Annotated in this window: 17 protein-coding genes; 11 read left to right on the top strand and 6 right to left on the bottom strand. The window is 41.7% G+C overall.

The window, feature by feature from the left end:
• Positions 1–7: 7 nt before the first annotated feature.
• Genes EAH55_RS24445 through EAH55_RS24430 form a run of 4 tightly spaced genes read right to left on the bottom strand, consistent with a single transcriptional unit; the run spans position 8 to position 2,579 of the window.
• On the bottom strand, positions 8–415 hold the full coding sequence (locus EAH55_RS24445; protein WP_121811961.1) for an acyl-CoA thioesterase: 408 nt from the start codon (positions 413–415) through the stop codon (positions 8–10).
• A complete protein-coding gene (gene mltG / locus EAH55_RS24440; protein ID WP_121811960.1) occupies positions 415–1,467 on the bottom strand; it encodes an endolytic transglycosylase MltG in 1,053 nt (350 codons plus the stop codon). Before mltG ends, EAH55_RS24445 begins: the two co-directional genes overlap by 1 nt.
• 31 nt (positions 1,468–1,498) lie before the next feature.
• Positions 1,499–1,807 carry a rhodanese-like domain-containing protein gene (locus EAH55_RS24435; RefSeq protein WP_121811959.1) on the bottom strand — a complete coding sequence of 103 codons (309 nt, stop codon included), beginning with the start codon at positions 1,805–1,807 and terminating at the stop codon, positions 1,499–1,501.
• On the bottom strand, positions 1,785–2,579 hold the full coding sequence (locus EAH55_RS24430) for a PASTA domain-containing protein (protein ID WP_112566804.1): 795 nt from the start codon (positions 2,577–2,579) through the stop codon (positions 1,785–1,787). Before EAH55_RS24430 ends, EAH55_RS24435 begins: the two co-directional genes overlap by 23 nt.
• A gap of 240 nt (positions 2,580–2,819) precedes the next feature.
• On the opposite strand from EAH55_RS24430, the gene EAH55_RS24425 reads away from it, so the two are divergent.
• From EAH55_RS24425 to EAH55_RS24415, 3 genes are all read left to right on the top strand, one after another.
• Positions 2,820–3,803: a D-alanine--D-alanine ligase gene (locus EAH55_RS24425; RefSeq protein ID WP_121811958.1), complete on the top strand. Its 984-nt coding sequence runs from the start codon at positions 2,820–2,822 to the stop codon at positions 3,801–3,803.
• A gap of 114 nt (positions 3,804–3,917) precedes the next feature.
• On the top strand, positions 3,918–4,553 hold the full coding sequence (locus tag EAH55_RS24420; RefSeq protein WP_121811957.1) for an ABC transporter ATP-binding protein: 636 nt from the start codon (positions 3,918–3,920) through the stop codon (positions 4,551–4,553).
• Positions 4,553–5,662 (top strand): hypothetical protein, encoded by a 1,110-nt coding sequence (locus EAH55_RS24415; protein WP_121811956.1) that lies wholly within the window; start codon positions 4,553–4,555, stop codon positions 5,660–5,662. Before EAH55_RS24420 ends, EAH55_RS24415 begins: the two co-directional genes overlap by 1 nt.
• On the opposite strand, the gene prmC is transcribed toward EAH55_RS24415, so the two are convergent.
• Positions 5,659–6,525, bottom strand: coding sequence for a peptide chain release factor N(5)-glutamine methyltransferase (prmC, locus tag EAH55_RS24410; protein ID WP_121811955.1), 867 nt, complete (start codon positions 6,523–6,525; stop codon positions 5,659–5,661). The two genes, EAH55_RS24415 and prmC, sit on opposite strands and share 4 nt — an antisense overlap.
• Positions 6,526–6,558: 33 nt before the next feature.
• On the opposite strand from prmC, the gene ribD reads away from it, so the two are divergent.
• The 5 genes from ribD to bioB all read left to right on the top strand — a co-directional run bounded on the left by ribD (position 6,559) and on the right by bioB (position 11,724).
• Entirely contained in the window at positions 6,559–7,614 is a 1,056-nt protein-coding gene (ribD, locus tag EAH55_RS24405; protein ID WP_121811954.1) for a bifunctional diaminohydroxyphosphoribosylaminopyrimidine deaminase/5-amino-6-(5-phosphoribosylamino)uracil reductase RibD, read from the top strand.
• Positions 7,615–8,493, top strand: a complete 879-nt coding sequence (locus tag EAH55_RS24400) for an EamA family transporter (RefSeq protein WP_121811953.1) — start codon at positions 7,615–7,617, stop codon at positions 8,491–8,493.
• Positions 8,494–8,502: 9 nt separating this feature from the next.
• Positions 8,503–9,117: an IMPACT family protein gene (locus EAH55_RS24395; RefSeq protein WP_121811952.1), complete on the top strand. Its 615-nt coding sequence runs from the start codon at positions 8,503–8,505 to the stop codon at positions 9,115–9,117.
• Positions 9,118–9,209: 92 nt separating this feature from the next.
• Complete coding sequence (gene mgtE / locus EAH55_RS24390) at positions 9,210–10,565, top strand: magnesium transporter (RefSeq protein WP_112566828.1); 1,356 nt, start codon at positions 9,210–9,212, stop codon at positions 10,563–10,565.
• A 151-nt stretch (positions 10,566–10,716) separates the two neighbouring features.
• Positions 10,717–11,724, top strand: a complete 1,008-nt coding sequence (gene bioB, locus EAH55_RS24385) for a biotin synthase BioB (RefSeq protein ID WP_121811951.1) — start codon at positions 10,717–10,719, stop codon at positions 11,722–11,724.
• 79 nt (positions 11,725–11,803) lie between these two features.
• On the opposite strand, the gene EAH55_RS24380 is transcribed toward bioB, so the two are convergent.
• Positions 11,804–12,295 carry a YajQ family cyclic di-GMP-binding protein gene (locus EAH55_RS24380; RefSeq protein WP_121811950.1) on the bottom strand — a complete coding sequence of 164 codons (492 nt, stop codon included), beginning with the start codon at positions 12,293–12,295 and terminating at the stop codon, positions 11,804–11,806.
• Positions 12,296–12,488: 193 nt separating this feature from the next.
• Here EAH55_RS24380 and ppk1 point away from each other — a divergent pair, with 193 nt between their 5' ends.
• The 3 genes from ppk1 to EAH55_RS24365 all read left to right on the top strand — a co-directional run bounded on the left by ppk1 (position 12,489) and on the right by EAH55_RS24365 (position 16,152).
• Positions 12,489–14,534, top strand: coding sequence for a polyphosphate kinase 1 (gene ppk1, locus EAH55_RS24375; protein ID WP_114937816.1), 2,046 nt, complete (start codon positions 12,489–12,491; stop codon positions 14,532–14,534).
• A gap of 2 nt (positions 14,535–14,536) precedes the next feature.
• Positions 14,537–15,415 carry a Ppx/GppA phosphatase family protein gene (locus EAH55_RS24370; protein WP_114937817.1) on the top strand — a complete coding sequence of 293 codons (879 nt, stop codon included), beginning with the start codon at positions 14,537–14,539 and terminating at the stop codon, positions 15,413–15,415.
• Between the two features lie 173 nt (positions 15,416–15,588).
• Positions 15,589–16,152, top strand: a complete 564-nt coding sequence (locus tag EAH55_RS24365; protein ID WP_208644925.1) for a UbiX family flavin prenyltransferase — start codon at positions 15,589–15,591, stop codon at positions 16,150–16,152.
• The last annotated feature ends 4 nt before the right edge of the window (positions 16,153–16,156 follow it).

Raw genomic sequence — 16,156 nt, 5'->3', positions numbered from 1 at the left:
CCCAAATTTACTTAAAAAAGGGCATTAATCTATCTGTAAAATCTTGCGGCGGCAAACACGGGCGATTGGTTTTCATATTGATGAACACCAGCAGTGTTTCACCTGTATTGATAAGCTCGCCTTTCGGGTTTGAAAGCTCATACCTAAAATGAATACGAATGCCCGGCAATTTATCCATGATTACCCTGATGCTGATCTGTTCGTCGTACAAAGCAGGTTTCAGGTACTTACAGTTCAGTTCGAGTACGGGCATCATAATGCCCGATTCTTCCATGCCTTTGTAGGTGAGACCAAGGCTCCGGAGCATTTCTACACGGCCAACTTCATAAAACTCGGCATAATTACCGTAATACATATAACCCATCTGATCGGTTTCGCCGTAGCGCACCCGTATTTTGGTGGTGTGCTCAAACATTACCTGAGGATCTTACGTTCGTTAAGGGCTTGTTGAAATTTATGAGCATTAACCAAATGGTCGGCTACATTTGTTGCGAAAGCATGGTAACCCGAAAAATCAGCTTTGGCGCACATATAAATGTAATCGTTCTTCTGATAGTTGAGCACTGCCTTTACAGCATTTACCGATGGCATCATGATAGGTCCCGGAGGTAAACCTTTATGCAGATAAGTATTGTATGGCGAATTGTATGAAAGGTAACGGGTAAGTACACGTTTTATAGTAAAATCATTCATCGCGAAGATCACTGTAGGATCGGCGTCCAGCGTCATGCCTCTTTTTAAACGGTTAAGATATAAACCCGCCACGGCAGGCATTTCATCATCATGCAGCGCCTCGGCATCAACTATCGACGCCAGGATAGATACTTCCTGGGGAGTCAGATTTATAGCAGTCGCTTTCTGCTTCCGTTCAGCAGTCCAAAAGGCTTCGTAGTGATCATACATCCTTTTAAAGAATTTCTCCGGACTTGTGTTCCAGTACATCTGGTACGAATCGGGCATGATCACCGTATACACGTTATCGGTAGTAAAGCCATATTTACTTACAAAACTTGCCGAATCAAGCAGCCTGATAATTGCCATTGAATCAGGTTCTATCTTTTTGGAAATAAAACCGGCAAATTGCTCCTTAAGCCTCAAGCCATGAAATTCAACCTTAACGGGCTCCTGGGTACCCGATGCCAGCATATTGATAAGTTTACGGTTACCCAAACCTTCATGCAAACGGTATTTACCCGGCTTTACACGGGTAGTATAATTCATGTTACGGGCTGCCCACGCAAACGATGCGGTATCTTTAACAATACCTTCATCCTGGATAGTTTTAAAAACATCGTTAAAAGTTGCGCCGGTGTGTATATATAAATATTCCTGCTTACCGGTAACGTTGGGGCCGAAGTACTTAAGGTAATAATTAAATCCTGTAAAACCTAAAAGCACTACGATAACGACAACCAGTGCTATGATAAATTTTTTGAGCATGCCTGATCCTTGTTTTTTCGCGGTCATGATATTGAATAGATAGTGTGTTTTCTTGTATTTATTTTAGTTTTTGAACAGCTATTAACCCGCCGCTTAAATTGCGCACATTACTATAGCCATGCTGTTCCAATATGGTTTGTGCCGTTTCACTCCTCAAACCAACCTTGCAGATAACGATTATCTCATCGGTTTTGTTGTAGCTTAAACTGTTAAGCGTGCTTTCCAGTTTTGACAAAGGAATATTGCTACCTCCTATATTATAAGTGAGATATTCAATAACCTCGCGCACATCAATCAGGTTAAGGCTTTCACCTCTATTTAAGCGCTCAATCAGTTCTGTTGCTTTAATTTGCCGGTGGGGCTGCATCTGTTTTTGTACCTTGTGAAACAGTAAGGTTTATACGCGTACCAATACTTGTTTTGCTTAACGAATCGGTTTTCATTGGGTATTGCGAAACAACTACAACGTTTGTCGAGTCGGTAATAGTACCCTGATAAGTAATGATACCTACGGTTAATCCGGCACCTTTAATTGCAAAACGGGCAGCATCAAGGTCGAGGTTTACCAGCTCCGGGATTTCCACTTCACTTGCGCCTTCGCCATCACCCAAAACGAGGTCAATTCTTGAGCCTTTTGGAATTTTGGTACCCGGTTTTATAACCTGGCCGCCAAAACGCACTTCAAGGATTCTGTCTCGGGCAATATCCGAGCGGTAAGTAGTGTCACCAACTTTTAATCCGTAGTTTGATATCGTGGCGATGGCTTCGCGGTAATTGCTTTGTTCAAGATCGGGGAGGGCTACGTTTGGCGCCTGTAAAGTAACCATAGTAAGGTAAATCACACGATTTTCCTTAACGTTGGTTCCCGGATCGGGATCCTGCTCAACAATAGTTCCGGGGGCTACATCCTGTACATAAACAGAATCTATTTTATAGCCAAATCCCTGTTCTTTTAAAATATCCATAGCCTTATCAATGGTAAGGCCCTTAAGCTTTGGTACAGGTATGCCCGAACCATGGCGGGTATAATAACCAAGACTAAAAAATGCTATTAAAACAACAGCTATCACTGTAACAATAGCCATTAATAAGTTATTCCGGAATGATTTTGATTTTAAGTAAGCCCCAAATTTGCTCATCAGTATATATAAGGATAAACCTTTTAATTAAGTATCAAACATAGGAATTATTTTGTTAGCCGTAAAGTTTTAAAGTTGTCCGCCAGTCGGTAAAGTCCGTAAGTCAGCAAGTTAATTTCATGTTGATTTTATTGCCGGGATGTTCAGAAAAAATTATGACCGCATCATCTAATTACTAAATTTGGGGGTCTGCTTCCGGCTTTCGGACTTTACCGACTTTCGGACTTTCTGACTATAATCATGAAAAATATAGCCCTTTTGGCCGGAGGTTTTACCGGCGAATATGAAGTATCCCTTAACAGTGCAAAAAACATTGCCGCTAACCTGGCGTCAAATAGTAATTATAAAGTTTATACCATATTAGTTACCCGCGACAGGTGGTTTTTTGAAGCTGATGACACTACAGTTGATGTAGATAAAAATGATTTCACCATTACCCTTAACCAGGAAAAGATAAAATTCGACTTCGCTTTCATCACCATTCACGGAACCCCTGGCGAGGATGGCAAACTGCAAGGCTACTTTGACATGCTTGGCATTCCATATAATACCTGCGATGCCACAACATCGGCCATTACCATGAATAAGGCTTATACAAAAGCCATTGTAAATGGTATTCATGGCTTACATACCGCACATTCCATGCGTTTATTTGAGCGCGATGTACATGATGTTGCTACTATTGCCGCCAATTTGAAATTCCCGCTATTTGTTAAGCCAAACAATGGTGGCAGCAGCGTGGGTATGAGCAAAGTACAAAACATTGCAGGCTTACCCGAGGCATTGAACAGGGCATTTCAGGAAGATGCACAGGTATTGGTTGAAGAATTTATAAAAGGCCGCGAGTTTAGCATTGGCATAGCCCGTTTGCACGGCAAAATAAAAGTTTTGCCTGCTACCCAGATCATTACTTCAAAAGATTTTTTTGATTACGAGGCAAAGTATACCTCGGGCGTAACCCAGGAGATAACCCCTGCAGATCTGGCTCCCGAAAAAGTTCAGGAAATTGCCGGTATAGTTACCGAGGTATACACCCGCCTTAACTGCCGCGGCATGGCAAGGATTGATTTTATTTTGCTGGAAGGCAGTAACGATTTTTATTTCATCGAGATTAACACAACACCTGGCCAATCGGCTGCCAGCTTGATCCCGCAACAAGTTCGGGCTGCCGGCATGGACGTTGGCGAGTTTTATAGCGCGCTGATTGAAGGAGCAGCCTTGTAATTTTGGAACTGGGATTTTCGATTTCGGATTTATTTAGAATTCAAATTAAAGAAGACGCTTTTGATGCGTCTTTTTTAATGTAACAACGTATTCATTTTTTTATCAAAACCGACGATGCTGCAATTTCAAAACTTTAAAAAATCATACGGCAATTATCCTGCCTTAAAAGTTGAGGACCTTAGGCTTGAAGCCGGTATCTATTGGATAAAGGGAGTCAATGGATCGGGTAAAAGCACCTTGCTGAAATCAATTGCAGGTATACTGGCATTTGACGGTGATATTTTGCTTGCTGATCATATCAGCATTAAAAAGCAGCCGGTACCTTACCGTAAACTTGTGAATTTCGCCGAAGCTGAACCGGTGTTTCCTGATTTTTTAACCGGCACAGAAATGATAGCCCTGTTTGCTGATGCTAAAGATGCACCGACAGGCCAACAGGATCACTATATTAAAAGTATGGGTATGCAAAGTTTTGTTGATCGGCCGGTTGGTACCTACAGCAGCGGCATGATGAAAAAAATATCGCTGTTATTGGCCTTTTTGGGTAAACCGAAGCTGATCCTGCTTGATGAACCTTTAATCACCATTGACACAGCTTCATTAGCCATACTAAACAATTGGATACGTGAAAAACATGAACAGGAGGGAACCAGTTTTTTGCTATCCTCACATCAAATACTGGAGGATGGTTCGCTACCAGTATCCGGTGAACTTTTAGTTGAGGATCAAACCCTAAAGTTTATCAATTAATGAAGTCGCTAACCAATGTTTTGTTAAAAATATTTGCCGGTGGCTTTTTCAGGGTACACGCGGGGATTTTACTGTTTGTTTTCCTGGCGATGGTTGGTGTGGTGCCACCTCAATACCTAATAGGTTATCACAAAGCGTTGATGCTGGCAATGGATAGCAGCTCGGCAGTGATGGCAATTGTATTTGTGATCTGGCTTATCTACGCCATCAAAAGCTGGCATTATGTATCCGGGCAGATCTTTGCTGCCGGACAACACTTCTTGTTTTACAGCAGCAACTCATTAAGTAAACAAAAGCAATTAAAAAGTTGGTTTTGGGCACAGGCGGCGATACTGTCACCAATAATAGTTTATGCATTCATAACAATTAGTGTTGGTTTTGCCAACCATTATTATGTGTTGCCCGTTTGTATTTTCTTATACCTTTTGATACTTAGCTATTCGAGCGCGGTTATTTATGTAAAACAGATCAATAGACTGATTGACGGCAATAATCAATCGCTATTGTTGAAGCTAAGCAGCAAATGGCGCAAACCTTATTTCAGTCTGTACATTTATCACCTGTTTGATAAACGCAAGGTTCCTTATCTGATCACCAAAGGGCTTTCATGGCTTATTATTACCGGGGTGTTTTATGTATTTGCCGATGTAAAAACTGATGTACGGGTTGCCGGTATAGCCGTACTCGCTGTTGTGACCGCGCATATCGTTTTAATATTTGAGGAAAGAAAGTTTGAGGAAAACGCACTTAGCTTCTCCCGTAATTTGCCTTACAGCAGGAAAAGGCGATTTCTGAACTTCATTGGTGTCTATTTTGTTCTGCTACTCCCCGAAAGCATCTGGCTCTTTAGCAGATTTAAGCCGTTGATGGCCATTGAGCTATTGTTTTTAGCGTTAAGCATTGTAATGCTCTTCCATTGCCTGCTTTACTGGTTCGGGTTAAATATGGATAAATACCTGCAATGGATATTAGGGTTATTTATTGTACTGTTCTGGATTATCATGTTTAAGCTGCTATGGGTACTTATACCTCTAAACACGGTTATAGCTTATTGGCTATTTTATAATAACTATTATAGGTTCCAGGGAGTGGTAAGCGATAAGCTTTAAACTTCAGCTTTTACCATCCTGTCCCTGCCACTCATATCCTTTCTTAATTCGATATTTTTAAATCCTTTATCAGCTAATAAAGCTACTGTTTGTTTACCCAGATTTTCATTGATCTCAAAATACAGCAAACCCTCAGCTATTAAATTATTCAAAGCAAAATCGGCGATAGCCCGGTAAAATATCAGCGGATCATGCTCGGGGACAAACAATGCGGTATGCGGTTCAAAATCCGTAACGCTAGTATGCATCTGCTTTTTATCCTCAAGTGTAACGTAAGGGGGATTACTTACAATGATATTAAACTTCGGAAACACGTTGTCAGGTTTGATATTCAAAATATCGGCATGAATAAAATTAACCTCAACCTCATTTAACTGAGCATTTCCCTTAGCTGTTTGCAAAGCTCCCTCAGATATATCTATCGCTGATACGTCAACATTCGATAAATTCTTTTTCAGGCTAACTGCGATACAACCACTGCCTGTACCTATATCCAGAATAGAAAACCTTTCACCTTTAGCCTTTAGCCTTTCACCTGAAGACAAAATCCATTCCACCAGTTCCTCAGTCTCCGGGCGGGGGATCAACACGAAAGAGTTTACTTTAAAAGGTAAACCATAAAACTCGGTAATACCCAAAATGTATTGAACCGGCTTTCCTGTTTTTAGTTCTGTAAGGATATTTTTGATTTGATCGGCCTGTTCTGCAGTAAGTTCTCTTTCAGGAAAAGCCTTAATGGATGCCCTTGACAAGCCGGTAACCTCGGCAATAACCAACAGCGTAAGGGCTTCTGTTTCATTAATATCGTAAACGCCGTTTATCTGCTGCCTGTAAACTTCAAAAACATCCTTAATCGTAATCATGCAACAAAGTAACATAAAAGCTACTTTTGCAGCATGCTTGAACATGAAAAATATATGCGCCGCTGTTTGGAGCTTGCCGAATCAGGAGCCGGCTATGTTAGTCCTAACCCTATGGTTGGTGCAGTTGTGGTTCACGATGGTCAAATAATAGGAGAGGGCTATCACCAAAAATACGGTCAGGCCCATGCCGAGGTTAACGCCATTGCGCAGGTTACCCAAAAGTTTGATAACCATGCCGAATTGCTCAAAAACTCCACTATATATGTTTCGTTAGAGCCATGCGCGCACTATGGCAAAACCCCGCCTTGTGCCGATTTGATCATTAAGCATCAAATTTCTAATGTAGTAGTGGGCTGCCGCGACCCTTTTGCCCAGGTTGACGGTAAAGGCATCGAAAAATTACAGGCAGCAGGCATCGAAGTAATAACCGGCGTGCTTAAACAGGAATGCCAGCGGCTTAACCGTCGTTTTTTTACCAAAGTACAAAAACACAGACCTTATATCATATTAAAATGGGCGCAAACCCAGGATGGATTTTTTGCTCCTGCCAACGGTAGCCAATTTTGGATCACCGGCCCTGAATCGAAAAAACTGGTACACAAATGGCGCAGCGAAGAAGATGCCATTCTGATAGGCAAAAACACTGCACTGAGCGATAACCCACAGCTAAATGTGCGTTATTGGGATGGCCCATCGCCGAAACGTGTGGTAATTGACCGCCGGCTTGAGCTAAATAAAGGGTTGAATATATTTGATCAATCTGCCGAAACGCTGATCTTTAACGAGGTGAAATTTGATTTGGATGGCAAAAACAGGTACATAGCGCTTGAAGATTTTGAACGCTTTGTGCCTCAATACATTTTGTACCAGTTATACCTTCAGGATATTCAATCCGTTATTATTGAAGGCGGCGCCCGCACGCTTGAGTCATTTATTGAAGCCGGTTTGTGGGATGAAGCCAGGGTATTTACCGGCGATAAAGTTTTAGGAAAAGGTATAAAAGCCCCACAAATAACCGGTATACTTGCGGACGAATATACTGTAGGTGCCGATCGCCTGCAATTGTTATACAATAAGCCAGTTATATAAATGCTGTTCGTTTTTTTAAGTATTTGCTGTAGTGTTATCGTTTCTATTTTGCTAAAACTGGCAAAACGTTACCATGTAGATGTTTACCAGGCCATCACCTGGAATTATTCAATGGCTATTTTGCTCACCTGGTTCTTTTTTAAGCCTCAGTTAAGTATCATTCAAAACGCCCCTGTTTATAACTATCTTGCTCTGGGCATCTTATTCCCGTCGATATTTGTTATCATGGCTACATCGGTACGCAAAGCCGGTATAGTACGTACAGATGTGGCACAGCGCCTGTCACTCTTTATTCCTATCCTTGCAGCGTTTGTTTTATTTGGCGAGGCCACAGGCACTGTAAAGGCAATAGGTATTGTACTGGCGTTCATTGCTATTATCTGCTCTGTTCCCTGGCAAAAATCAGCCGGTAACAAAGTTGAAAAAGGTTCATGGATTTACCTGCTAATAGTATTCCTGGGCTTTGGAGTTATTGACGTATTACTAAAACAGCTTACCAAGGTTAGCAATGTACCTTTCACTACAGCCATATTTGTGATCTTCATCATAGCCTTTGTGTTAACCTTTATAGGACTGCTTTACCGGGTATCCATAAAAAAAACAAAATTCTCGCTGCCTCAGATAATTATTGGCTGGATCCTGGGGATAGCAAATTTCGGCAATATCCTGTTTTATTTAAAAGCACACCAGGCTTTGGCCAATAGTCCGTCGGCGGTGTTTTCCTCGGTGAATATCGGTGTTATCTTGGTAGGCACGTTGGTCGGCATCTTTGTATTCAAGGAGAAACTGAGCTTGCTTAATAAGATCGGTATTCTTGTGGCAGTGCTGGCCATTGTTATTATTTATTTCCCGCAGACATTGAGTTTTCTGCACCTGTAATATTTCTGAATGCTGTTTGACGATACTTATAAAACTATAGAAAATCCTGCCGAAGGCATTTTTCGAGACCGGGGCAGCAAGTTCCTGGCTTATGCTTATCCTATCAACTCTGAAAACGATATCAAGGCCATCGTTGCCCAGTTAAAATCGGAGCATCCTAAAGCCAATCACCATTGCTGGGCAATGCGTTTAACCATCGACCGCTCTGTGTTCAGGGTTAATGATGACGGAGAACCTTCGGGTACAGCAGGCCGACCAATTTTAAACACCCTGCTATCAAAAGATCTTACTAATATCCTGGTTGTAGTTGTGCGCTACTTTGGCGGTACTTTATTAGGCGTTCCCGGTTTAATTAATGCTTACAAAGTCGCTACTGAAGAAGCATTAAATCAGGCTGTTATTATTTCAAAAACGGTAAATGACCTGTACACGGTATCATTTGATTACCTGCAAATGAACGATGTGATGCGGATCATCAAAGAAGAAAACCTGATAGTACTTGGTCAGGTTTTTGATAATGACTGCAGCATTCAGCTTTCTATCCGTAAAACGCAGGTTGAACAAGCCCTTTTTAAAATAAGCAAGGTAAGCGGGACAAAGGTCAAGTACGATCATAGCATCTAACAGTTGCACCCTTTTATTTTACCACTTTGGGCACTGTTTTTGTGCCGATTTAATTCCTTAATTGTGGTGTAATTGTTTTAATTTAGTCGGGTATGCAATCTTTTGACTTAGATAAAACCGACCTGCTCCGCATTAAAACAGCGCTCGAAGCCGATGATGCTGAGTTAGAGAATGTTCTGAAGGAATATCACGCCTCGGAGATTGCTATACTATTTGAAAAACTTCAGCAGGAGGAAAAAGAAAGGATCATCAATATCCTTCCGGCCGACGTTGCTTCGGAAGTTTTATCTGAAATGGACGAGGAGCACGGCCCTGCCGAACTTTTGGTAAACCTCGACCCGGAGAAACGTACCGAGATAGTTGAAGAACTTGACTATGATGATGCCACCGACATCATTTCCCAGCTTGATGAAGAAGACCAGCAGGAGATCTTAGAAGATCTTGACCATGAAGATGCCAGCAGCATCCGCGCGTTGATGACGTACGCTGAGGATACCGCAGGTGGTTTGATGAACTCCGAGATCATCAAGGTAAACATCAACATGGATAAGAAGGATGCCCTTGATGAGATCATCCGTCAATCTGAAGAGATGGAGGAGTTTTATACCATCTGCGTGGTCGACAATAATGATATCCTAAAAGGGATCCTTTCTATTAAAACTGTCATCAAAGCCCGCGCCGATGCCCGCATCAGCGATCTCGTAACTACCGATTTTGTTTACGTAAAAGCGGAGCTTGACCAGGAGGAAGTGGCCCGCTTGATCAAGCAGTATAACCTTACCAGTATCCCGGTAGTTGACGACGACATGAAATTGCTCGGTCGTGTTACGGTAGATGATATCATCGACGTAATGGAGGAAGAGAACACTGAGGACATTCTGAAAATCTCCGGTGTATCTGAAGATGAGGAACTAAGTGGTAACTGGGTAGAAGCTGTAAAAAGCCGCCTGCCATGGTTGGTGATTAACCTCGGTACGGCGTTCCTGGCGGCATCCATCATCCGGACGTTTGATGATACGGTTGCCAAACTTTCTATAATCTCTGCGTACATGACCATTATAGCAGGTATGGGCGGTAATGCAGCAACTCAAGCGCTGGCGGTAACGGTAAGGCGTATTTCATTAAGTGATCTTTCGGATAAACAAGCTTACAATACCGTATTAAAAGAGTTTTTGGTAGGTATGATCAATGGTGCTGCTAACGGCATTATCGTTTTTATTGTAGCCTTCTTTTACGATGCAAACCCTATGCTTGGCCTGGTGTTATTTTTAGCCATGACCGGCAATCTAATTATAGCTGGTTTAACCGGAGCTTCTATTCCGCTGATATTAAAAAGGGTAGGGATAGACCCTGCAGTAGCATCGTCTATAATTATCACCACTTTTACAGATTGTATTGGCTTCTTACTACCCCTGTATCTCGCCACAAAACTGCTGTTAAAGAATTAAAGCCGGATAGCGTTAAATATTTAAAGTCTTGTTATATAGTTAGTTTCTTTTCGGGAACTATCAAAAGTTCTATATTTATAAATAATCTTTGAATATTTGCGTGTTTACAATAACTTAATAACATTGTTGGGACGAATTTAATCTGAAACTGATGACAGAAGTTAGACATAACTGGACTAAAGAAGAAATAGCTGAAATATATCACACGCCGTTGCTGGATCTTGTATACAAGGCAGCCACAATCCATCGTGAAAATAAGGATTATGCCGAAGTGCAAATCAGCTCGTTAATCTCTATCAAAACAGGCGGTTGCTCTGAGGATTGTGCTTATTGCCCGCAAGCAGCACGTTACAACACAGGTGTAAACGTACATGCCATGATGCCTAAAGATGAAGTGATTGCCGCTGCCGAAAAGGCAAAAGCCGGTGGTGCATCACGCTTATGTATGGGTGCCGCATGGCGCGAAGTTCGCGACAACCGCGATTTCGATAAGGTTATCGATATGGTAAAAGCGGTTAATGAATTGGATATGGAAGTTTGCTGTACCCTGGGTATGCTTACCGAAGCTCAGGCACAACGTTTGGCCGATGCCGGTTTATATGCCTACAACCATAACCTTGACACCTCTGAAGAAGATTATAAACGTATTATTACTACCCGTACATACGATGAGCGTCTTAAAACGCTTGAACACGTACGCAAAGCAAAAATCACCGTATGCAGCGGTGGTATCATTGGTTTAGGTGAGACTGTAGAAGATAGGGTATCAATGCTGAAAACTTTATCAAACCTGCCTAAACACCCGGAATCAGTGCCAATCAATGCCCTGGTACCTGTAGCAGGAACCCCGCTGGCCGACCAGCCTCGTGTGTCTGTTTGGGACATGGTGCGTATGGTTGCTACTACCCGTATCATCATGCCTAAAACTGTAGTTCGTTTATCTGCAGGGCGTACAGAAATGAGCACTGTTGAGCAGGCATTTTGCTTTATGGCAGGCGCCAACTCTATTTTTGCAGGCGAAAAATTGCTTACCACACCAAACCCGTCATTTGATACCGATATGGCTATGTTTGAATTGCTTGGTTTATCACCGCGTAAAGCATTTAAAAACGGCCGCCCTAACGAAGTTAAAAAAGAAGAGGTTGAAGTTGCAGGTTAAAGCTACTTTAAGATTAAAAAGAAAAAGCCGGGTAAACACCTGGCTTTTCTTTTTAAGAATGTTTTAATTATGTAGCCGACTAATCACGCATATTGATGTATTGTAATGGCTGTCCAAAATCATCGGCACGGCAAAGGCTGATAACTGCTTGCAGGTCATCAATTTTTTTTCCCTGTACACGAACCTGGTCGTCCATGATAGAAGCCTGTACTTTAAGACCACTGTCTTTTATCTTTTTTACAATCTTTTTCGCGGCTTCCTTATCAATACCTTCTTTAATTTTGATCTCCTTGCGGATCATGTTGCCTGATGCGTATTGCTCTTTGCCAAAATCCAGGGCTTTAGGGTCAAGGTGCTGTTTAACTATACGACTTATGATGCTGTCTTGTATGGCTTTAAGGCGCATATCGTTTTCGGTAACAATAGTTACTTCATTGGTCTTTTTATCTAAATCGATAGTACTTTTTGAATCGTTGAAATCGTAACGATTAAGGATTTCTTTTTTGGCGGTATTTATCGCGTTATCAAGCGTTTGTCCGTCTATTTTACTAACTATATCAAATGTAGGCATACGTGGTATATTGGTGGTAAATGTTTTGCAAAACTAATATATTGTTAACACAGATCGCAATTTCGCAACAAATTGTTTAATTTCTGCAATAAATAATGGTGAACGAAAACAGGTTAATTCCTCATGAGTTAATATTAAGTTAACAAATAAATAAGCAGATTTGTAACATCTGGCTGTAAAGCAAGAAATTCTTATGGATAAACAGGCTCCCTTAATTAACAGAGAAATAAGTTGGTTATATTTTAATGATAGGGTTTTGCAGGAAGCTGCCGACCCGACAGTCCCGCTGATTGACAGGATCCGTTTTTTAGCCATATTTTCATCTAATCTCGACGAATTTTACCGGGTAAGGGTAGCCACTTTAAGCCGCTTAGCAGCCCTTAACGAAAAGTCAAAAGAAATATTAGGTTACAACCCTAAAAAGGTACTTAACCAGATCAAGAACATCGTAGTAAGGCAGGAACGTAAGTTTAATAACCTTTATGAAAATATTATTGTTAAGCAACTGGCCGAAGAAAAGATCTTCATCCTGAACGACAAGCAGCTTAACGTAACCCGTGGTACCTTCGTGAAAAATTATTTCAGGGAGAAGCTGCTGGCTACACTGGTGCCTATCATGCTTAATGATACCCTGCCGCTCCCTGAACTTAGGGACAGGGCCGTTTACTTTTTTGTAAAGCTTACTACAAATAAAAAAACGCGGTTTGCGCTTATTGAATTTCCGGATAACCTTTCGCGCTTTGTTAAATTGCCCGATACCAACAACCTGAAGTTCATCATTCTGCTTGATGATATTATCAGGTATAGCCTGGAGGATATCTTTTTCATTTTTGAACACGATAGTATTGAGGCGTACTCCATCCAGCTTACCCGCGACGCGGAACTTGACCTGGACAAGGAGGTGAGTGAAAAGTTTGTGGACTCACTGGCCAAAAGCCTTCAGAAACGAAAAAAAGGCAAACCGATGCGTTTACTGTACGACTCGGAAATGCCTATGGACATGCTGAAGTACCTGGTGAATAAAATGGGATTACATGGCGAAAGCCTTATTCCGGGCAACAGGTACCATAACTTCAAAAACTTTATTTCGTTCCCCAACGTAGGCGGGCCGGAGTTGGAGTACAGCAAGTATATACCCCTGCCGGTTTCAGACCTCTCGTTCGGAAAAAGCCTTATCGACCTTATTGCCAAGAAGGATTATTTGGTTAGCACCCCTTACCAATCATATGACTATGTGATCCACTTTTTACGAGAGGCCGCCATCGACCCAAAAGTAAAAGAGATCAATATTTCTGTATATCGCTTAGCCGAAAATTCACGGGTAATTCACGCGTTGATCAACGCGGCCAAAAATGGTAAAAAAGTAAATTGTTTGGTGGAGTTGCGTGCCCGTTTTGATGAGCAAAACAATATCCACTGGAGTAACAGGTTGGAAGAAGAGGGCGTAACCGTACTTTATGGCGTTCCAGGCTATAAAGTGCATTCAAAAATTTGTTTGGTTAGCCGTACCGAAAAAGGGAAGCTGGCTTACTATGCTTGTCTTTCAACCGGAAACTTTAACGAAAAAACCGCCCAGATCTACGCTGATCATACCTTGCTTACAGCAAATAAAAAGATCACTGACGACCTGGTAAATGTTTTCAAAGCAATTAACCGCGGTCAGTTAGCTAAAGGCCTAAAAAGCCTTATCGTATCGCCAATTGATTCAAGGCCTGCAATTTACAGGTTGATTGATAATGAGATTAAAAACGCTAAAGCCGGCAAACAGGCATACATGATCCTAAAAATGAACAGCCTTGCCGACGAGGATATGATCAACAAACTTTACCAGGCCAGCAACGCCGGTGTAAAGATTAAAATGATCATCAGGGGCATGTGCTGTTTAATAGCCGGGGTAAAAGGCTACAGCGAGAATATTGAAGTGATCAGTATTGTAGATAAGTACCTTGAGCATGCACGTGTACATATTTATTGCAACGGGGGCAAGGAGCTGATCTATCTTACCTCGGCCGATTTTATGTCTCGCAATATTGATAACCGTGTTGAGGTTGGCTTCCCGATATATGACGAAAAGTTACAAAAGGAGATACGGGACATTATTGATATCCAGCTTTCGGATAACACCAAAGCACGGGAGATCAACAGCCAGAACACCAACAAATACCACAAAACAAATTCGCCCGAAAGCCACAGGGCTCAAATTGAAATATATAATTATCTAAAAAATAAAACCAAATAACATTGAGATACGCCGCCATTGATATAGGTTCAAACGCCGTGAGGCTGTTAATTGCCGACATAATTCAAAACACCGGATCGGTGTCATTTAAAAAAAACACATTGATCCGTGTTCCGTTGCGTTTGGGAGATGATGCTTTTATACAACAACACATCTCAGAGAAAAAAACTACGGAACTTGTTAAATCAATGGTTGCCTTCCGCAATCTGATGGATGTATATAAGGTTACAGATTATCTGGCCTGCGCAACATCGGCTATGCGCGAAGCCAAAAACGGGGACGATGTTGTTAAAATGATCAAGGATGAGGCCAATATTGACATTGATATTATTCATGGATCAAAAGAAGCCAGCATCATTTATGCCAGTCACGCCGAGCAAAACATCGATAAAAGCAAAAACTATCTTTACATTGATGTAGGCGGCGGTAGCACCGAGCTTTCGTTGTTTTCGGCTGGGGAGCTTATTGTTTCCCGTTCGTTTAACATTGGCACCATCCGCATTTTAGATAACCAGGATACCGAAGAAACCTGGAATGAAATGAAGGACTTTGTACGCGACAATACCCGTAATTTTAAGCAATTATCAGGTATTGGTACCGGTGGCAACATCAATAAGCTTTTCAGGCTGTCTGAAGAAAAGGAAGATATGCCCTTAACTTTCGCCAAACTGAGGTCTTTGTATACTTACCTAAGCTCGTTTTCATTAAAGGACAGGATCAACGTACTTGGCCTTAACCAGGACAGGGCCGACGTTATTATCCCGGCATGTGAAATTTACCTTACCTTAATGAAGAATGCCAACATCAAAAACATCTATGTACCACGGGTAGGTTTAGTTGACGGAATCATCCAAACTTTAATAGAAAAAAATCTCCAATAAAGGGGTTAAAATTATTTTAAGAAATTGTTTAAAAATTAAAAAACTGTTACTACATTTGTAGTGCCCTCTCAAGGGCATGTTTTTCATAGGTAGATGTAGGGTCGGGTACAAGTTATTCGACCCTTTTTTGTGCCCCTAACTTTTTGCGTGTTTGGGTTGTTGAAGGAGTAATTATGAAGAAAAAGATAGTTGTTGCTGTTACGGGTGCCAGTGGTTCAATATATGCCAGCCTGCTACTAAAAAAGCTAAATGAATTACGGGATCAAATAGCCGAAGTAGGTGTTGTAATGTCAGACAATGCCAAAGACGTCTGGAAATTTGAGCTTGATAATGAAGATTATACCCAGCTTCCTTTTAAGTTTTATGCCAAAAATGATTTCATGGCCCCATTTGCCTCAGGCTCGGCCAAGTTTGATACCATGGTAGTAGTGCCTTGTTCAATGGGAACACTCGGCCGGATAGCGGGAGGGATCTCTGATGATCTGATAACCCGGGCTGCTGATGTGATCCTGAAAGAACGTCGCAAATTGATTCTTGTAGCGCGCGATACGCCGCTTAACCTCATCCATATCCGCAACATGGCCACGGTTACCGAAGCGGGAGGGATCATTTGCCCGGCAATTCCTTCCTATTACAGTAAACCTCAAACCATCGAGGAACTGGCTATGACGGTAGTGAACCGGGTGATTGACCTGATCGGGTTAGAGAGCAAAAGTTATGAGTGGAAAGGCATGTAACTCC

The organism is Mucilaginibacter kameinonensis, from assembly GCF_003675385.1.
GTDB classification, from domain to species: domain Bacteria; phylum Bacteroidota; class Bacteroidia; order Sphingobacteriales; family Sphingobacteriaceae; genus Mucilaginibacter; species Mucilaginibacter kameinonensis.
Note: the sequence above shows the minus strand (reverse complement) of the source record. Positions and strands in the feature narration are given on the sequence as shown.

Excerpts from the sequence above, each read along its gene's own strand:
- EAH55_RS24445 (WP_121811961.1), bottom strand. The coding sequence starts at position 415 with ATGTTTGAGCACACCACCAAAATACGGGTGCGCTACGGCGAAACCGAT.
- mltG (WP_121811960.1), bottom strand. The coding sequence starts at position 1,467 with ATGACCGCGAAAAAACAAGGATCAGGCATGCTCAAAAAATTTATCATA.
- EAH55_RS24435 (WP_121811959.1), bottom strand. The coding sequence starts at position 1,807 with ATGCAGCCCCACCGGCAAATTAAAGCAACAGAACTGATTGAGCGCTTA.
- EAH55_RS24430 (WP_112566804.1), bottom strand. The coding sequence starts at position 2,579 with ATGAGCAAATTTGGGGCTTACTTAAAATCAAAATCATTCCGGAATAAC.
- EAH55_RS24425 (WP_121811958.1), top strand. The coding sequence starts at position 2,820 with ATGAAAAATATAGCCCTTTTGGCCGGAGGTTTTACCGGCGAATATGAA.
- EAH55_RS24420 (WP_121811957.1), top strand. The coding sequence starts at position 3,918 with ATGCTGCAATTTCAAAACTTTAAAAAATCATACGGCAATTATCCTGCC.
- EAH55_RS24415 (WP_121811956.1), top strand. The coding sequence starts at position 4,553 with ATGAAGTCGCTAACCAATGTTTTGTTAAAAATATTTGCCGGTGGCTTT.
- prmC (WP_121811955.1), bottom strand. The coding sequence starts at position 6,525 with ATGATTACGATTAAGGATGTTTTTGAAGTTTACAGGCAGCAGATAAAC.
- ribD (WP_121811954.1), top strand. The coding sequence starts at position 6,559 with ATGCTTGAACATGAAAAATATATGCGCCGCTGTTTGGAGCTTGCCGAA.
- EAH55_RS24400 (WP_121811953.1), top strand. The coding sequence starts at position 7,615 with ATGCTGTTCGTTTTTTTAAGTATTTGCTGTAGTGTTATCGTTTCTATT.
- EAH55_RS24395 (WP_121811952.1), top strand. The coding sequence starts at position 8,503 with ATGCTGTTTGACGATACTTATAAAACTATAGAAAATCCTGCCGAAGGC.
- mgtE (WP_112566828.1), top strand. The coding sequence starts at position 9,210 with ATGCAATCTTTTGACTTAGATAAAACCGACCTGCTCCGCATTAAAACA.
- bioB (WP_121811951.1), top strand. The coding sequence starts at position 10,717 with ATGACAGAAGTTAGACATAACTGGACTAAAGAAGAAATAGCTGAAATA.
- EAH55_RS24380 (WP_121811950.1), bottom strand. The coding sequence starts at position 12,295 with ATGCCTACATTTGATATAGTTAGTAAAATAGACGGACAAACGCTTGAT.
- ppk1 (WP_114937816.1), top strand. The coding sequence starts at position 12,489 with ATGGATAAACAGGCTCCCTTAATTAACAGAGAAATAAGTTGGTTATAT.
- EAH55_RS24365 (WP_208644925.1), top strand. The coding sequence starts at position 15,589 with ATGAAGAAAAAGATAGTTGTTGCTGTTACGGGTGCCAGTGGTTCAATA.